The organism is bacterium Scap17 (assembly GCA_013376735.1).
Taxonomy (GTDB): Bacteria; Pseudomonadota; Gammaproteobacteria; order Pseudomonadales; family Halomonadaceae; genus Cobetia.
On sequence record VINJ01000001.1, the window covers coordinates 3,223,376 to 3,240,971 of the forward strand.

12 protein-coding genes are annotated in these 17,596 nt (G+C 63.7%); 2 read left to right on the forward strand and 10 right to left on the reverse strand.

What is annotated here, in order from left to right; all coding sequences use genetic code 11:
* Positions 1-58: 58 nt before the first annotated feature.
* Positions 59-2,281, reverse strand: a complete 2,223-nt coding sequence (locus FLM52_13665; GenBank protein ID NVN56822.1) for a pyridine nucleotide-disulfide oxidoreductase — start codon at positions 2,279-2,281, stop codon at positions 59-61.
* A 297-nt stretch (positions 2,282-2,578) separates the two neighbouring features.
* On the opposite strand from FLM52_13665, the gene msrA reads away from it, so the two are divergent.
* Positions 2,579-3,256, forward strand: a complete 678-nt coding sequence (msrA, locus tag FLM52_13670; GenBank protein ID NVN56823.1) for a peptide-methionine (S)-S-oxide reductase MsrA — start codon at positions 2,579-2,581, stop codon at positions 3,254-3,256.
* Between the two features lie 85 nt (positions 3,257-3,341).
* Here the strand turns inward: msrA and FLM52_13675 are convergent, their stop codons facing one another.
* The gene (locus FLM52_13675) at positions 3,342-4,667 is read right to left on the reverse strand and encodes an MFS transporter (protein NVN56824.1); all 1,326 of its coding nucleotides are present in this window, start codon (positions 4,665-4,667) and stop codon (positions 3,342-3,344) included.
* A 248-nt stretch (positions 4,668-4,915) separates the two neighbouring features.
* Here FLM52_13675 and FLM52_13680 point away from each other — a divergent pair, with 248 nt between their 5' ends.
* Positions 4,916-5,890: a LysR family transcriptional regulator gene (locus FLM52_13680; GenBank protein ID NVN56825.1), complete on the forward strand. Its 975-nt coding sequence runs from the start codon at positions 4,916-4,918 to the stop codon at positions 5,888-5,890.
* Between the two features lie 150 nt (positions 5,891-6,040).
* Here the strand turns inward: FLM52_13680 and FLM52_13685 are convergent, their stop codons facing one another.
* From FLM52_13685 to rnd, 8 genes are all read right to left on the reverse strand, one after another.
* Positions 6,041-6,640, reverse strand: coding sequence for a hypothetical protein (locus tag FLM52_13685; protein ID NVN56826.1), 600 nt, complete (start codon positions 6,638-6,640; stop codon positions 6,041-6,043).
* A gap of 312 nt (positions 6,641-6,952) precedes the next feature.
* Positions 6,953-9,580, reverse strand: coding sequence for a DUF1266 domain-containing protein (locus tag FLM52_13690; protein NVN56827.1), 2,628 nt, complete (start codon positions 9,578-9,580; stop codon positions 6,953-6,955).
* Between the two features lie 241 nt (positions 9,581-9,821).
* Positions 9,822-12,905 carry an efflux RND transporter permease subunit gene (locus FLM52_13695; protein NVN56828.1) on the reverse strand — a complete coding sequence of 1,028 codons (3,084 nt, stop codon included), beginning with the start codon at positions 12,903-12,905 and terminating at the stop codon, positions 9,822-9,824.
* Between the two features lie 3 nt (positions 12,906-12,908).
* Complete coding sequence (locus FLM52_13700; GenBank protein NVN56829.1) at positions 12,909-14,177, reverse strand: efflux RND transporter periplasmic adaptor subunit; 1,269 nt, start codon at positions 14,175-14,177, stop codon at positions 12,909-12,911.
* Between the two features lie 83 nt (positions 14,178-14,260).
* Positions 14,261-14,887 (reverse strand): TetR family transcriptional regulator, encoded by a 627-nt coding sequence (locus tag FLM52_13705; GenBank protein NVN56830.1) that lies wholly within the window; start codon positions 14,885-14,887, stop codon positions 14,261-14,263.
* 375 nt (positions 14,888-15,262) lie between these two features.
* A complete protein-coding gene (locus FLM52_13710) occupies positions 15,263-15,742 on the reverse strand; it encodes a YcgN family cysteine cluster protein (protein NVN56831.1) in 480 nt (159 codons plus the stop codon).
* Between the two features lie 69 nt (positions 15,743-15,811).
* Entirely contained in the window at positions 15,812-16,108 is a 297-nt protein-coding gene (locus FLM52_13715; GenBank protein NVN56832.1) for a YcgL domain-containing protein, read from the reverse strand.
* A gap of 191 nt (positions 16,109-16,299) precedes the next feature.
* Positions 16,300-17,481: a ribonuclease D gene (gene rnd, locus FLM52_13720; GenBank protein NVN56833.1), complete on the reverse strand. Its 1,182-nt coding sequence runs from the start codon at positions 17,479-17,481 to the stop codon at positions 16,300-16,302.
* Positions 17,482-17,596 lie beyond the last annotated feature (115 nt).

The following is a 17,596-nucleotide window of genomic DNA, read 5'->3' on the forward strand; positions in this document are numbered from 1 at the left end:
TCTCCTGATAGGAAAATGCCGCGTCCCGGACATGCGGGAACGCGGCATCAGTCATCGATTAGTGTTTTTCAGCAGCCGGAGCACTCGCGGTGTCCGTCGCCTTGAGCGTCTTGGTCGGTTCGAAGCGGCCGTTGCGGCGCCAGGTGAAGTAACGATCGAGCACCTTGAGCACGCCTTCCGGCTTGTGGGCATTCTTCCACATGCCAGCCGCGGCCTTGTTGGCTTCCGACAGTGTCGGATACGGGTGGATGGTGGACAGGATCTTGTTGAGTCCGATGCCGTGCTTCATGGCCATGGTGAACTCGGCCAGCCACTCCCCTGCATAGGCACCGACCAGCGTCACACCCAGGATGCGATCACGCCCCTTCTCGGTCAGCACCTTGACGAAGCCTTCGGTGGCCCGCTCGGCCAGCGCGCGGTCGCTCTCGCCCATCTCGTAATGGGTGACCTCGTACTCATAGCCCTGGGCCTTGGCTTCGGTCTCATTGAGGCCGACACGTGCCACTTCCGGCTCGGTATAGGTGACCATCGGCATGATACGGTAGTCGACCTTGAAGGTCTTCAGGCCACCGAACAAGGCGTTGACCGCCGCGTGCCACGCCTGATGACCCGCCGCATGGGTGAACTGGTAGGGGCCAGCCACATCGCCGCATGCCCAGATGTTCGGCTGCAGGGTCTGCAGCGACTCGGAGACATCGATGGTGCCGCGCTCGGACACCGCGATGCCCAGCGCTTCCAGACCGAAGCCTTCGACGTTGGCTTCGCGCCCGATGGCCACCAGCAGCTCGTCGAACTCGATCCAGCTCTCCTCGCCGTCGGGAGAACTCACGACCAGATGGCGCATTGGCTGACTGTCCTTGTCCTTGAGCACCTCGATGCGCGTGGCGGTGGAATTGATGCGCAGATCGACGCCCTCACCAGCCAGCTGCTCGTGCATCAGCGTGCTGACTTCCTCATCTTCACGCGGCATCACCCGTGGCGCACCCTCGATGATGGTGACGTGACTGCCCAGGCGCGCGAAGCTCTGACCCAGCTCCATGCCGATCGGGCCGGAACCCAGCACGACCAGGCGCTTGGGCTGCACCCTGAGATCCCACAGATTGTCAGAGGTCAGCGGCGTGATCAGCTCGATCCCGGGGATCGCAGGCACACGCGGACGAGCCCCGGTGGCGATCACCACATTGCGGGTGGTCAGCACACGCCCATCGACTTCCACTTCCCAGGGCGTCCTGAGTCTGGCATTGCCGGTATGGACTTCCACGCCCAGGCTCTCGTAGCGCTCGATGCTGTCATGCGGTTCGACACTCTCGACCACGTCCTGCACATGGCCCATCACCTTGGCGAAATCGATTTCCGGCTCACTGGCGGTGATCCCGAAACGCTGGGACTGGCGAATTTCATGAGCCGCACGTCCGGCACGGATCAACGCCTTGGAGGGTACACAGCCGGTGTTGAGACAATCCCCCCCCATCTTGTGACGCTCGATCAGCGCGACACGTGCATTGACGGCGGAGGCGATATAGCTGGTCACCAGCCCCGCGGAGCCTGCCCCGATCACGACCATGTCGTAGTCGAAGGTCTTCGGCTTGTCGAAGGCCGCCTGCTGCTTGCGCTTGCGCAGTACGCCGACGATCTTCTTGGCGATCAGCGGGAACAGGCCCAGCGCAGTGAAGGAGGCGATCAGCCCCGGCGAGAGGATGCCGGACAGCGACTCGAGCTGGCCCAGTTCACGCCCGGCATTCACGTAGATGGCGGTTCCGGCGAGCATGCCCAGCTGACTTGCCACGTAGAAGGTGACCACGCGCATGCGGGTCAGGCCCATCACCAGATTGACGATGAAGAACGGGAAGACCGGTACCAGGCGCAGCGTGAACAGATAGAAACCACCCTCACGCTCGACGCCACGATTGAGGGATTCCAGCTGACGGCGGAAGCGCTTCTCGATGCTCTCGCGCAGCAGAGTGCGGGAAATCAGGAAGGCCAGCGTCGCACCGATGGTGCTGGCGAAGGAGATCAGCAATAGCCCCCAGCCGAAGCCGAACAGCGCGCCCCCCAGCAGCGTCAGCAGTGCTGCCCCGGGCAGCGAGAGTGCCGCCATCGCCACGTAGACGACGAAGAAGGTGCCCGCGACCTTGTACGGCGATTCCGCGAACAACGCCTGGAATTCCGCCTGGCTGGCCTTGAGGCTCTGCAGGGTGAAGTAGTCCTGTGCCCCGCTGGCAAAGAACACCACGATGGCAGCGACGATGGCGCCTAGAAGCAGTAACTTGCGTTTATTCACTGGCGATTTCCTTTTCGATTCCTGCCGTCATGGGCATGTCATTGGGAGGTACCGTGTCCTTACGAGGCATGTCGCTGACTGGATGCACTGATTCGCGTAGCGGGGTGAATGGCTGTGGCTTGATCACGACAACGGTAACGTTTCATTCTGCATGTTCGCATCCATCCCACGTTTATTCGCGTAGAACCCTGATACAGGCAGTGAGTGAATGGCAAGGCCAGCCACCTCGCAGCCCACCGGGACATGGAGATTTCCATGTTCTCACTTCGAAGGAATGACGCCTTTCCCGGAGACACCATGACCCGATACACGCGAATCCCCTTCCCAGCGCTCAGACGCCTCACGCCACTGGCAAGCCTGCTCGGCGGCCTGCTGATTGTCGGCCACGCCAATGCCTTCGACCCGGAAACGGCGCCCAAGGGCGTCGCCGAGGGTGTCGCCCAGGGCCAGGAAGTCGCCATCTTCGCCGGTGGCTGCTTCTGGTGCATGGAGGGACCCTTCGACAAGCTGGACGGTGTGATCTCGACCACCTCCGGCTATACCGCCGGCGAACAGGACAATCCGACCTACAAGCAGGTCTCCTCGGGCAGCACCGGGCACACCGAAGCGGTCAAGGTGGTGTACGAGCCGGAAAAGGTCAGCTACGACACCCTGCTGGATGTCTTCTGGCACAACATCGACCCGGTCGCGGTGGATCGCCAGTTCTGTGATGCCGGCACCCAGTACCGCAGCGGCATCTACCCCCTCGATGAGGCCCAGCGTGACGCCGCCGAGGCCAGTCGCGAGGCGCTGAAAGACAGATTCCCCGAAGGCATCGCCACCGAGATCGAGGCGGCAGGCCCCTGGTATGCGGCCGAGGACTACCATCAGGACTTCTACAAGAAGAACCCGGTGCGCTATCGCTTCTACCGCGCCGGCTGTGGCCGCGATGACCGTCTGGAAGAGATCTGGGGTGACGACGCCCCCGCGCACTGATTCCGCCCTCCAGGCCCTCTGAACGACAACGGCTCGCCATCTGGCGAGCCGTTGTCGTTTGCGTGCTCTGCTGTCTGAGCTGATCTCAGTCTCGATACTGCGTGGCGGCCCGGCGCCAGCACAGGGTCGCCAGCGCGAAGGTCACCGCCAGCACCATTACGCTGGCGGCCACCACCCCGGGCCATCCGGCAGCCTGCCAGAAGGGTTCCAGCCAGAAGCCACCGAGACTCGCGCCCAGATAGTAGGCAGTCAGATACAGTGCACTGGCACTGGCCCGCGCGCCTTCGGCATTGCGTCCGACCCAGGCCGAGGCGGTGGCATGCGCGAGGAAGAAGCCGAAGGCATTCAGGCTCAGGCCGATCAGCATGCCGATCAGCGAATGGCTCAGCGTCAGCAGCGTGCCAAGCACCACGATGCCGGTGCCCAGCATCATGGTCAATGCCTGACCGCGTCGCTGAGCGATCGCCAGCGCGGCCTCGCCGTCCTCAGGCGCGGCCCCCGACACCAGACGCCGTGCCAGCCGGCCAGACTGGGAGGCGCCGAAGGTGCCTGCCAGATAGGTCAGGAACAACAGCCCCAGCCATTGACTGCTGAGTGACCAGGGCGCCTCACTCAGTCGGAATGTCATGTAGCTGTAGAGATTGACGAAGATGAAGAAATTCAGCCCGCCGAGCAGGAATACCGGCCACAGACGGGGGTTGCGAAGATGACGCCCCAGGCCTGCCAGCATGCTTCTCAGCTTGAGCGGCTGGGCGACGAAGCGTCTCTGGCGCGGCAGCAGCTGCCATAACGCCCCCAGCACCAGCAGGCTGACACCGCCGATGGCGGCAAAGCTGGCCTGCCAGCCCCAATGCTCCGCAATCACGCCCCCCGCGACCCGCCCGGAGATGCCGCCCAGTGAATTGGCGCTGATATAGAGCCCTACCGCCACCATCAAGGCGGGTTGCTCCATCTCGTCACTCATGTACGCCACTGCCACCGCCGGCAGGCCGCCGAGCAGAAAGCCCTGCAGCGCGCGCACCGCCAGCAGCGACCAGAAGCCCTCGGCGAACAGGGCCAGCCCTGAACAGGCCACCCCGCCGGCCAGGGTCCACAGCAGGATATGCCGCCGCCCAAGCGCATCGGACAGCGGACCGAACACCAGCAATGCGAGAGCCAGCGTCAGGGTGCTTACCGACAGGGACAGACTCGCCTGCAGCGAGCTCAGGCCCAGATCCGTCGCCAGCAGCGGCAGCAGCGGTTGCACCAGATAGAGGTTGATGAAGACCACGAAGGAGCCCAGGCACAGCGCCTGGGTCATGCGCCGCCAGTCACGCCCGCGCGCCTTGAGCGGCTCGGGCAGCTCTGTCTGTGCGGCGGAGAACGAGGTGTCGGAATCGGGGGAAGAAGACACGGAAAGCGATGAAGCCATCAGGTACCTGCACTCAATCAAGCATGGGGATGGCGCCAGTCTGCGCCGCGCGCCCGCATCAGTAAAATAGCTCGACATGATGATGACCATCAGCAAAGCTGATGGCAATCATCACAGCATGCTGAGGCAAGCGACGCCCCTTCCCCGCGAGCCAACGACAGTATTCGCCCTGCCAGCCGATCGTGGCGAAAGTCGGTCGTGATGAAGGCCAGTCGCAACGAAGCAGTGACAACGAAAAGGACTCAGTGATGAAACTGCCCTTTGATCTACGTGCCCTGGAGATTTTCGTCAGTGTCGTCGAGCATCAGAGCTTCACGTCCGCCGCTCAAACCCTCAGCCTGGCCCAGTCAGCAGTCAGCCAGTCGATCGCCGGGCTCGAAAGCCGACTGGGCACGCAGCTGCTGGTCAGAGGCTCACGCGGTCTGCGCCTGACACCGGCCGGCGACACGCTGCTCGAACATGCCCGGCCCATGCTGCAACAGGCACAGCGCGCGGCACTGGCGATGGCCGAGCTCGAGGGGCTGGTCAAGGGCGAGGTGCGCATCGGCGTCTCCTCGATGCTCGGCTCCTACTACTTCCCGCCCCTGCTGATGGCGTTCAAGGCACGCTACCCCGACATCAAGCTCAGCGTGATCGAGGGCGGTACCCTGAGCCTGCGCCGGATGATCGACAATGCCGAGCTGGACCTGGGCGTCATCGTCGAGGATCAACTCGGCACCGATACCCACGGCCTGATCCGGCGCCACTTCCTGAGTGAGGAAATGGTGGTCTGCCTGGCGAACGATCATCCGCTGGCCGCCCGCACGCAGATCAGTGTCGAGGAGTTCTTCGCCGAGGAGCTGGTGGTCTTCAAGCGCGGCTACTTCCATCGCGATTTCATCGAGCGCCTGGCCAGTCAGCATGGACTCGCGCCGAGCATCGCCTTCGAATCGAACCTGATCGCCCTCAACAAGGCGATCGTCGCGCGTGGCTTCGGGATCACCACCTTCCTCAAGCGTGTGGTCGAGGATGACCGTGAAGAGAACAACCTGACCGCCGTCTCCTTCGATGAGCCCGCCTGGCTTGAGCTGTCACTCGCCTGGCGCCGCGAGCGCGGCCTGTCGCGTGCCGAGCAGGCGCTGGTCGATTTCGTCATTGAACACTCTGCGGCCGGGAGGCCCACCCCGGATGCCTTGAGCGCTGAGGGTCAGGCTGACAGCGCTACGCTGGACTCTCCTTCCTGAACAGTGGCTGACATGTTCCCGGGCTCAGAAACGACATCACCCGGCCAGGGCCGGGTGATGTCGAAGAGGTTCTTGTCCCTTCAAGTGCTTGTCTCTTCAAGGGCTTGTCTGTTTCAGCGCTTGTTTTTTTCAGTGCCAAGCGTGATCGCCTCACTGGCTGCGCATGGCCAGCTTCATCTGCATGGCCTCATGGGGCATCGGGCGACGCGACTGCCAGTAGTGTCTGGACCAGTAGACGTTGTCGAGCCGCGACAGCTTCACGCCACGCGAGGTGGAGGCGTGCAGGAAGTAGCCGTTGCCGACGTAGACCCCCACATGGTTGTAGCGACGCGAGGGACGGAAGAAGACCAGATCACCCGGCTTGAGCTGCGACTTGTCGATACGCTTGCCACGCTTCACCTGGTCGGTGGTGGTGCGCGGCAGATCGATGCCGAAGCCATCACTGAAGACATGCTGCATCAGGGCGGAGCAATCGATGCCGCGGGAGTTGGTTCCTCCCAGACGATAGGGCGTCCCGGCCCAGCGGTCATGCTCTTCCAGCAGGACATCGCGGATGCTCGGCCCTGACATGGCGTAGTCCTGCGACTCGGCGGCCGGCTGGGACGCGGACTGGCGATAGCGCTTGAGCTTCGGCAGTTCCGGCAGGTCCACATCGTAGTAGGCCACATCATTGGACGGTGTTGAGTGACTGGCACAGCCTGCCACACCCAGTGGCAGGATCAGAAAACAGCATAATAACGCGTGGCGCATCCAGCATTCCTCGTCGTGGGCCCGGCGCTGGAAGGGTGAAGGTGAGCAGCGCTTGCGGACGGCGATAACCATTGATGCATGACGATGATCGTTGATCGATCAGGGATAAGACGGTGACTATCTGACGAGGTGGGCCGGATCAGGCAGCAGCACACCTTGCAACACGATGACGACAGTCAGATGACAAACCCAAGTCGTTCGCAGGATAGTAGTTCATGTCTCCGCAAACCGTATGCCATTGCCGCACAAGTTAGACCAAAGCATCAGAGAAAGTGCCCCCCTGCCGCTCACCCGACCTGAATTGAATCCCGCTCAGTGCAACGTGCGAGCGTCTCCGCTCAGCACATCCAGATGCAGCGCAGGCCAATGCCCCGGGCGCGCGCCCGGGAAATCGAGACTCGACCAGGCACCGGCCAGCGGTGGCGCCGCCGTCAGCCACTGGATGAGCGCATCGCGGAAGCCGCGCAGGAAGCTGTCACGCTGGTCGGTATCGCCCATGAAGAAGGCATAGCCGGCGAACAGTCCCCGGGCATATTCCTTCCAGCTGCCGTAGTGGTCGCGCGCCATCGCATAGGCGCTGTCCAGATAGGCAGTGAAGGTCGCATCGTCCAGCCAGCCCAGCTGTCGCCCGGCAATCGCGAGGTCCACCATCTGGGCGATGTCCCACGCCGCCATGTCCAGCTCGTTGCAGCGCGCCTCGTTGTCCCTGACGCGACGCAGACGGTCCAGATGCACCTGCTCATCATCGCCGCGCTCGGCGCTTTCCAGCACGTCGATCTCATTGTCGAGACGGGCGCGATTGAGGGTGTAGGGGCCGTAATTGATCTGGTATTCGTCCCGATCACCGGCATCGCGCAGGAAGTCGAGGAAGCCCTTGAGCGCCTCGGCGTTGGCGAGACCGTAATGACCTTCGAGCCAACCGCTGAGTTCCTCGACGCCCCGCCCGTACTCGTCCATCGGCTCGCCCCAGCACGGCGTATTGAGCGGGCCGCTCAGCGCCAGCGCCGTGAAGCGATCCAGACTCGGGCGCAGCCCCGGCTCCTGCCAGTCGCTGGCGCGCCAGTCGAGCCAATGGAACAGGCTGCCGGGGTCATCGAGATGCCAGCGGATCTCGTTGACCAGCGGATGGTCCTCGAGTTCCGGCACCGCGGACTCCCACACCGCCCAGGCTTCCAGCAGACGCGTGGCGTCCGGATAGTAGCGGCACAGGGCACTGCGCAGACGCTCGGCACACTGGGCCAGCTCATCGGCGGGGAAATCACCGCTGTCCTGCACCATCAGCAGATAGAAGGCGTACTTCTCGGCCATCACCACACTGGCAGGATAGCGATGACAGACGGCCAGCCGCTGACGGCGTTCCAGCTCGACGGCATCGGCACGTCCGAAGGGCGTCTGGGCATCGGGCAAGGCACCACGCGCGGCATCGGCGGCCAACTGATTGAGATGATGCGCCTGCGCCGGCAGCCAGAAGCGTGCCATGCCCTGCACGCCATCGCGGGTGTCCAGCGCCAGCGTCTCATTGAGATATTGGCGTGCCTCTTCGCGGCGCGCCGTATCGACCTCGGCGACAAGCCCCTGACGATAGAGCAGGTCCGGCTCGCGGATACTGGCGATGGCCAGCACCCAGTGGCGACTGTCATTGCGCCACGCACGAATCGCCGCTCGGCAGCGCTCACGCTGGGCGGCAGGCAGCAGCGCATGCAGCTCGCAACGCAGCGGCGTCAGTGGCGACGCCATCAACGGACGCCAGTCACTCTCGGTGTCGCGGGTCAGATCGACACCCTCGAACAGACTGCGACCGCGCTGATAGGCGCGAGCCACGCCCTGCCAATCGGCATAGCGACGCACCAGCAGGTCGATGCCGTGGGCGGCGAAGTCCTCGCCCTCCTCACGACTCAGCCAGCCGGCACATAGCCCGGCAAAGGCGAGATCGACCAGACGCAGCCAGTCCCAGGCGGCGAATTCCAGTGGCTCCCCACGATCGAGATACTGCAGCAGCAGCTCGCCGTAGGCCGCGGGTGACGGGGGCTTTTCCAGCCCGCCATCGGCGACGTCGATGCTGGAGGAGGCATGCGCGGGGGGGCCCTTGCGCCCTGCCGACTTGCGTTCGGCCTCTTCCTGAGCCGCGTCCGCTTCCAGCTCATCCAGCCACTTGGCACGCTCGCTGTCGCTGGCCGTCATCAGGCGTGCGCTGTCGATATCCCAGCCATAGCGATGCCCCTGGGAGGCCAGCCACAGCAACAGTCGAATCAGCTCATCACGCCCGGTGATCGCCCAGGTCTCGGCCAGCCAGCGCGTGACGTCCGGCCAGTGCGCCGCGGCGTCAAAACCGCTGACACCGTCTTCGTGCGGGCCGCTGTCATCGGTGGTCAATGTCCGACCGCCGAGCCACGGCGAGAAGATGGCGCGCGCCATCCAGACCCGGTCGCGCTCACCCTGAGGCCAGAGCTGCGTAACCGCCACCGGAGGCTGTGCCTCCAGCGCCTCCAGCAGACGTGGCCAGGTGACGCCGGCGTCTTCGTGCTCCAACTGGGACAGCGCGAGGCTGGCCTCGAAGAAGCCATCATCGCCTCGCGTCCAGCCCGCATCGCTGCGCGAATGGGCCAGGGCCTTGAGCCAGTCATCCAGCGAGGTGAAACGCCCGCCAATCGCCGTGAGTAGACGTATCAGCCAGGCACGCGTGCGCGCCTCTGACAGCCAGCCGGCGGTACGTGCCAGCGCCAGCAATTCCAACGCCTCCAGCTGGTGCAGCGGGTCCGGGGTATCATGGGGGAAAGCCTCCAGCAGACGCCATCCCAACTCCCCCGCATCCGGGACTTCCTGGGCCTTCAGACGCGCGCACGCCTGGGCCGGTGTCCACACCGTTTCCGGCGCAGCACTGAAACCCCAACCGCACAACACCAGCTGTTGCCCCCACCAGGCACTCAGGGGTTCGACCAAGGCACACCTCACGACTCGATAGGATTCGACTGACGCAACACTTGCGACCGGGCAACTCGCAACCGGCGGCGCATAGTGTAACGGAAAGGGGCTTGCGGCGATGCCCCTCGCGCAGGATAGCGAGCACGGACAACGCCATGACGCCCGAAGACAATGCCACTGTCATCGGGCGTCATGGCGTGGTGGCTGCAGACAGCGCAGGCCAAGATTACCGCATTCTCATCACATCAGGATCATCACATCAGGATGTCTTCATGGACTGGTTGCTGGTCGGGATACGGAAGAAGGCGCAGTACGCCACCGGCAGCACCACCAGCGTCAGCAGGGTCGCCACGCCCAACCCGAACACGATCACCACCGCCATGCTCGAGAAGAAGGCATCCGGGAACAGCGGAATCATGCCCAGCATGGTGGTGATGGCCGCCATCGACACCGGCCGCACACGGCTGACGGCCGCCTGCACCACCGCCTGGAAGCGATCCTCCTGCTCATCGAGCTGCACGTTGATCTCCTCCACCAGCACGATGGCGTTCTTGAGCACCATGCCGATCAGACTCAAGGTGCCGAGCAGCGCCATGAAGGTGAACGGCGCACCGAACACGATCAGACCACTGACGATACCGATCAGCGTCAGCGGCACGATGGACCAGATGGCCAGCGCCTGACGCAGGTTGGAGAACAGCAGCACCGTGATCACGAACATGCCCAGCAGCCCCATCGGCAGCGAGGAGAACAGCGCCTGCTGAGCTTCGGATGAGGTTTCATACTCGCCGCCCCACTCCAGGTGGTAGCCCTCGGGCAGCTCGATGGCCTCGATCTTGGGACGGATACGTCCCAGCACGCTGGCGGCCGTTTCCCCGGACAGCGGCATTGGCTCGGCGTAGACCGCCAGCATGCGCTGACGATCACGACGCTTGATCAAAGGGTCACGCAGCTCTGTCTTGAGCGGCCCCATCACCGAGCCCGCCGGCACGTAGGTCTCCTGCTCATCGCTCCAGACGTTGAGACTCGCCAGGGTGTCGAGATCGAAGCGCTGACGCTCCTCACCGCGCAGCAGAATCGGGATCAGCTCGGAGCCTTCGCGATAGACACCGACGCTCTCGCCGTCGCTGTTGATCAGCAGCGCCTGATGCAGCGAGTCACGCGTCACGCCGACACGCCGCGCCTGATCATCCAGGAATTCGGGCTCGATGCGATTGACGCGATTGCGCCATGACAGACGAATGCTGTCGGCCAGCGGCTCCTCCTCGAAGACGCGACGTACCTTGCCCGCCAGCTGACGCAGCACTGCGGGGTCTTCGCCGTAGAGACGCGCCTCGAGACTCGCCTTGGCCGATGGCCCGACCTGCAACGCCTGCACCTTGTATTCCACTTCAGGGTACTCGGCACGCACCAGGCGTATCACCTCCTCCATGCGCGCTTCGCGACTGGCCCGGTCCCGGGTCTCGACGATCAGCTGCCCGAAGCTGGCATAGCTGTCTTCCGGCGAGTAGGTCAGCGTGAAGCGCTGGGCACCCCCGCCGGTGACGCTGGTGACATGCTTGACCTTGTCCATCTTGAGCACCTGCTGCTCCAGGTCGGCGATACGCGCTTCCGTCGCCAGCACATCGGTGCCTTCCGGCATCCAGACATCGACGAAGAACAGCGGGGTCGAGGCATCCGGGAAGAAGGCATTCTTGACCTGTCCGAAGCTCATCACGGCCGCCACCAGCAACGCCACCGCGCCCCCCAGGGTCAGCCAGCGCAGGCGAATCGCCCAGCTCAGCAGACTGCGGAAGCCACGGAAGATGACGCCACGATAGGGGTCTTCCTCCTGATTCTCGTCCGTGTCACTGTCCTTCGTCTCCCGCGCTTCGCGGAAGAACATGTCGAAGAAGAACGGTGTCAGCGTCAGGGCGGTGATCCAGCTCAACAGCAACGAGTAGCACAGCACCCAGAACAATGACCCGACGAACTCGCCGGTGGCATCCGGCGACAGACCGATGGGCGCGAAGGCAGTGATCGCGATCACCGTGGCCCCCAGCAGCGGCATGCGGTTCTGATTGACGACCTCGAAGGCGGCCTGGCGCTTGGTCTTGCCACGCTTGAGACCGATCAACATGCCCTCGGTGACCACGATGGCGTTATCCACCAGCATGCCCAGCGCGATGATCAAGGCCCCCAGCGAGATTTTCTGCAGCTCGATGCCATGGATCGACATCATGACGAAGGTGCCGAGAATGGTGATCAACAGCACCAGCCCCATCAGCACGCCACTCTTGACGCCCATGAACACCAGCAGCACCAGAATCACGATGCCGATGGCCTCGGCCAGGTTGATCAAGAAGCCGGACACCGCCTCATCCACTACCTGGGGCTGGTGATAGACCGTGGTCAGCTCCATGCCCAACGGCATGCGCGACTCAAGCTCGCCAAGACGCTTGTCGACCAGCGCACCGACCTCGACCACATTGACGCCAGAGGCGAACGAGATACCCAGCGACAGCGCCGTTTCACCATCGGTGTGATAGAGGCGTGACGGTGATTCGGTGTATTCGCGGCTGACCGAGGCGATATCGCCGAGACGAATCAGGCCACCATTGCCGGGGCGCCCGACCACCAGACGCTCCAGGTCCTGCACGCTCTGGAACTCGCCACTTGGCTGCAGTTCCAGCGACAGACCGTTCTGACGGATACGCCCGGCGTCGCCGACCACGTTCTGGGCATTGAGCAGGTTGGCGAGCTGATCCGGCGAGATGTTCAGCGCCTGCATGCGATCACGATCCAGCGCGACGATGACCTGCTCGCTGCGCGCGCCGACGATGGAGACCTTCTTGACCCCCTCCACCAGCGTCAGCTCACGCTGCAGGAAGTCGGCCTGGTCCTCGAGGTCATGCGCCGAATAGCCCTTGCCGCTCAGGTTGTAGAGCAGGCCGAACACATCGCCGAAGTCGTCATTGACGATCGAGGAGCCACTGCCGGGCGGCAGGCTCGACTGGGCGTCATTGATCTTGCGGCGCAGCAGGTCCCAGTACTGCTGCATCTCGCCTTCGCGCACGCTGCTCTCGAGCTCGAGCGTGATCTGGGAAAGACCGGAGCTGTTGACCGAGCTGACGCGCTTGAGATTGGGAATCTGCTGGATCGCCTTCTCCAGCGGCAGCGTGACTTCCTCTTCCACCTGCTTGGGCGTCGCACCCGGATACTGGGTAATCACCACCGCGTTGCGGATGGTGAACTCGGGAAATTCCAGCTGGCCGAGGCCGAAGAAGGAGGTCACGCCACCCACCGACAGCAGCAGCACGACCATCCAGCTGATGACCTTGTGTCTCAGGAAATAATCGACCATGGATCAGAGCCCCGCTTCCTTGACCCAGGGACGCACAGGCTCCCCGGCTTCCATGCGACTGGCGCCCGCCGTGACCAGACGGTCACCGGCACTCAGTTCTCCCGTGATCACCAGTCCTTCGCCGGTAGCCTGCAGTACCGTGACCGGCACGGCCTCGACGGTGCCCTGGGAGCTGACTTCCTGCTGCCTGCCCTCGCGCTTGCCCTCATTCCTGCCGTCGTCTGAGCCGGTGTCCGTGGTGGCGTCATTGTTGATTGATGCGCTCGCCTGGGCGTCACCGTCCTTGGGCACATAGCGCCACACCACGGCCTGGTTCGGGCTTTCCTCCTGAGTGACCACCGCCTCGACCGGCACGCGCCACTGGCCCTGGGTCGCCGCCGTCAGCTGCTGCATGTCCAGCTCCACGGTGGCGCTCATGCCTGACAGCACGGTGATGTCCTGCGGCTCCGGCAGCGTCAGGGTGACTTCATAGCTCAGCGAGCCCTCGCTGGCGCTGGTGTCGTGCTCCTTGTAACGGGCCGGATAGCGCGACTCGCCACTGCCGAAGCGCACCCAGGCCAGGGCGGCATCCTCAAGGCGCCCGGCCTCGGCACGCTCACGATCGATGGCGCGCACCTGGCGCTCCGGCATGTTGAAGATCACATCGATCTGCCCCGGCTGCTGCAGCACGGCGATGGTTTCCTGGGCGGCGACCACCTGATAGTTGTCCACCGGCACGCGCGCGATCACCCCGTCATAGGGCGCCTTGAGATAGGTGTAGCTGAGCTGGTCCTGCGCCTGGGAATACTGGGCCTGCGCAGACTGGAATTCGGCCTGCGCCTCATCGAAGCGTGCCCGACTGATGGCGCCCTTCTCCACCGAATACTTCATGCGCTTGTAGGTCGCCTGCGCCAGATTGAAGCTGGAACGGGCATTGTTGAGCTCGCTTCTGGCGTCGCGATCATCCAGACGGGCGATCAACTCGCCCTTCTCGACCTCCTGGCCGGCCTGGACCTTGAGTTCGCGCAGCTCACCGCCGATGCGAAACGACAGGTTGGAGCGCTCCGAGGCCTCGACCACACCGGGATAGCGCTGGATGACCCCGCCGCCTTCATCCGACAACGACAGCAACTTGACCGGATGCACCTTCTGCTTCTCCAGCGGCGCCTCGGCCTCGCTGCAGGCCGCAAGCCCGAGGGCCAGCAGGAGTCCGGCGAACAGCTGAAGGACGCGGCCTCCCCGCCAGGCGAAAGGAGTACGCAGGTGTGGCTTGGCACCAGGTCGAAGTTTCATCAGCGGGCCCTTGAATCGTTGGAATGGAATGTCACAAGCGAAATCTGTCATCTGTCCGGCATGCGCTGAGGGGTTGGCTGCCCTCACTGGCGAAGCGCGATCGCGTCCCAGGCCATCTCGAAGGCCTGGTCGAAGCTGTCACCACTGATGGCTGGCACCTGGCAACCGGAGCCCTGCAGCAGGCTGTAGATCGACCGAAACATGAACACCTCGATGAGGGCGAGATCGATCTGCTTGAGAATGCCGGTCTGCTGGCCCAGCGCGAAGGCGTCCAGCAAGGGCGCGGCGCGCTCCTGATTGGCCACCCTCAGGGCATCCTGCATATGGGAAGAGTGCAGAAACTGATCGTGAAAGCGGAACAACGCGGGCTGATGGCGCCCCAACGCCACCAGGGCATTCCATACCCGACACAGTGCCGATTTCAGCTGCTGGGCGTCCGGGGGCAGCGTTGACGGCTCGTCCTCGAGCACCTCTACAGGCTCGGCCTCGAAGGCCTCGATGGCGACCGCGATGATGCGACGGCTGACCTCACGAAAGGTCGCCTCCAGCAGGTCATCCTTGTCACGGTAGTAGAGATAGAGCGTGCCGGGCGACATGCCGGCGGCACGCGCGATGCGCGCCACGGAGGTCACGGCAAAACCATGCTCGGCCACCTCATGCAGCGTGGCTTCCAGCAACGCCTGCTGCTTGTGTTCATCACGATGACGCATGGCCCGTCTACCTCTGGTCTAGTCTGTCTGTTCTTATCTCGAGCGAATCTCCACAAAATAAATGAACGTTCATTTATTTTCAACCAGACATTGCGTACCTGAGTGCACGCCCGCGCCTTGGCCATGCAAGCCAGCTCATGCAAACCAGCTCATGCAACAGATCAAACCGTGACTTAGGGGCAAAGGCGTCAAATACAAGGCCAGTGAATGCCTGAATCGAAATGCCTGAATCGAAATGCCTGAATCGAAATGCCTGGCTCGAAATTTCAGGTACGGAATGCCAGATACAGAATGCCAGATACAAGAAAGCGCAGCTCATCGAGCTGCGCTTTCTAAGGCATCCACCTGCAATCTGACACGCGCCCGCGGCGCGCTTCAGCTCTCGGGGTCTATGATCGCGATGATGTGGTCTTCCAGGTCCTGCTGGCGCACAGACACCTCGGAGACGGCAAAGCGTGACACCGAGAACCCGGCGCGCTTGACGCTCCTGGCATCGCCGGTCAACAGCGGGTGCCATTCGGGCAGCTCACGGCCTTCATTCAGGCGACGATAGCCGCAGGTTTCCGGCAGCCAGCGCAGCTTGCCCACCGTCTCGACATCCAGCGGAATGCAGCCCGGCACGCGCGTGGCGCGATTGGGATAATCGCGGCAACTGACCTTGCGCACATCCAGCAGGCGACAGGCGACATCGAGTACCGCGATATCGCCACTGTCTTCATCCTCGAACTTGAGCAGGCAGCATTGGCCACAACCATCGCACAACGCCTCCCACTCGGCGGTATTCAGCTCCGAGAGTGCGTGGCGCTCCCAGAAACGCTCACGCTTTCCGCCGTCAGGCTGCGGAACATCGCTCATCTTGCTCTCCTCGCCCTGCCGGGCAGCAGGGTCGTTTCATCAGTACGGTCTTGTCTGCCGGACAGGGCGTCAGTAATGCGTTTCCGGCGGCGTCACGCCAATCTCCTTGAGGAGATTTTCCTTGGCCGGCGGCATCTGCAGATAGAAGCCCTGCTCGCGAATCTTCTCGAGCACCGTGGTGCTGGCAACGCGCGCCAGCGGCTTGTCGGCACGAATCAGCAGTGTCATCAAAGGGGTCGGCGTGCCGAAGATGCCCAGCAGGGATTCCGGCACATCCTCGAGTCCGCGCGCCTTCTCGACGTAGAGGTACATCTCGTCCTTCTTGGCGCTCTTGTAGATCTCGCAGATCATCTTGTCGTCTGTCATCGGGCTACCCATCATCTTGCAGCGCTTGCGCGCATCAGCGAGCTCTGGCGTCACGGGCATGACCCGAGAGCTCACTATCGGTTTCTGGCCTGTGTTTTTAACCTGTGCGTCTGACCTGTGTTGCTGGCAGACCAGGCTGCGCGAACCTTGCGCATGCCCCTTTGCAGTCTGGCCCGCAGAAGCGGCGTGCGTCAGCTCTCGAGCGCCTTGGCCAGGCGCGCGGCCAGCAGCTCACCGCGCCAGCCCTGCGGCAAGGGCAGCGGCTCGCCCTCATAATCGGCGATCACCAGCGCTTCCATGTCACGGCGCTTGCCGAGAATCTCCGGCTTGAGCTGCGTCTCCTCGGCCACAGCATTGACCTCCCGCTTGAGGCGCTTCATGCAGTTCTTCCACTCCGGCGCCAACGGCGACGGCGGCACGCGCGGCAGCTGACTGTCATCGATCATGGCCACGTCCTTGAGCAGCGTCAGCACGGTGTCCCCGTGGCGCTTGATCTGCGGCGGATGCATGCCATCGACCTTGGCCAGCTCGAAGCGATTGGTCGGCAGTCGCTCGCAGATACCGAACAGCTGCGCATCGGCCAGCAGGCGTGACCGCGGCACGTCGCGCAGACGAATCTGCTCCTCGCGCCAGTCGCACAGCACCTGCCAGGCGGCCAGGCCACGCGGCGAGAGCTTCCACAGGCTGCGATGACGCTTCCAGTACTCCGGGTCCGGCGTGGCACCGCCGCTGCTGCCCGGGTCCCGGCAGTCCTCTTCAAGCCAGGCCATGCGGTCCAGCTCGAGCAACGCATCGCGCTGCTCGGACCACACCTGCGGCAGGAACAGCACGTCCAGCGCGGCGTAATCGCACTGCGCCTGACTCAAGGGGCGTTTGAGCCAGTTGGAACGCGTCTCTTCCTTGGGCACCGTGACACCCACCACACGCTCGACCAGACGCTGATAGCCCATCGAGGCTTCGCCGCCGGTCAGACCTTCGGCGATCTGGGTATCGATCAGCGGCGTCGGCGCCACGCCCGCCCAGCGCAGGAAGACTTCCATGTCCTCGCCGCAGGCGTGCAGCAGCTTGAGCGGGCCCTCTGCCCCCAACAGACGCTTGAGCGCCTCGCTGGCCGGCACCACGGTGGGGTCGATCAGGAAGATGCGCGGCGTCTTGCCGTCCGCACCGGGCAGCTCGCCGTCATGGGCAGCCATCAGCTGCACCAGTGCCGGAATCGGGAAGAAGGTCGACTCGCGGATGAATTCGGTGTCCAACGCCAGCCAATCGGCGCCTTCCAGTTCTGCACAGGCAGCGGCCAGCGCCTCGGGGGTCTCGACCCAAACGGCCTCGAAATCGAGTTCTGACAGCAGTGCGGTGGCGGGTTGATCACTCATCAGCAAGGAAATCTCGTGGTGACAGGCTTGCCCGGGCAAGCGGGGATTGAAGGTGACGGGCACTCGCCAGACACCGGGCGGTAAACGACCGCGGGCGTGGTGGTTCCTGACCACC

What these genes read in the sequence shown, in the direction of transcription:
- msrA (NVN56823.1), top strand. Translation starts at nt 2,579, where the DNA reads ATGACCCGATACACGCGAATCCCCTTCCCAGCGCTCAGACGCCTCACG.
- FLM52_13675 (NVN56824.1), bottom strand. Translation starts at nt 4,667, where the DNA reads ATGGCTTCATCGCTTTCCGTGTCTTCTTCCCCCGATTCCGACACCTCG.
- FLM52_13680 (NVN56825.1), top strand. Translation starts at nt 4,916, where the DNA reads ATGAAACTGCCCTTTGATCTACGTGCCCTGGAGATTTTCGTCAGTGTC.
- FLM52_13685 (NVN56826.1), bottom strand. Translation starts at nt 6,640, where the DNA reads ATGCGCCACGCGTTATTATGCTGTTTTCTGATCCTGCCACTGGGTGTG.
- FLM52_13695 (NVN56828.1), bottom strand. Translation starts at nt 12,905, where the DNA reads ATGGTCGATTATTTCCTGAGACACAAGGTCATCAGCTGGATGGTCGTG.
- FLM52_13700 (NVN56829.1), bottom strand. Translation starts at nt 14,177, where the DNA reads ATGAAACTTCGACCTGGTGCCAAGCCACACCTGCGTACTCCTTTCGCC.
- FLM52_13705 (NVN56830.1), bottom strand. Translation starts at nt 14,887, where the DNA reads ATGCGTCATCGTGATGAACACAAGCAGCAGGCGTTGCTGGAAGCCACG.
- FLM52_13710 (NVN56831.1), bottom strand. Translation starts at nt 15,742, where the DNA reads ATGAGCGATGTTCCGCAGCCTGACGGCGGAAAGCGTGAGCGTTTCTGG.
- FLM52_13715 (NVN56832.1), bottom strand. Translation starts at nt 16,108, where the DNA reads ATGACAGACGACAAGATGATCTGCGAGATCTACAAGAGCGCCAAGAAG.
- rnd (NVN56833.1), bottom strand. Translation starts at nt 17,481, where the DNA reads ATGAGTGATCAACCCGCCACCGCACTGCTGTCAGAACTCGATTTCGAG.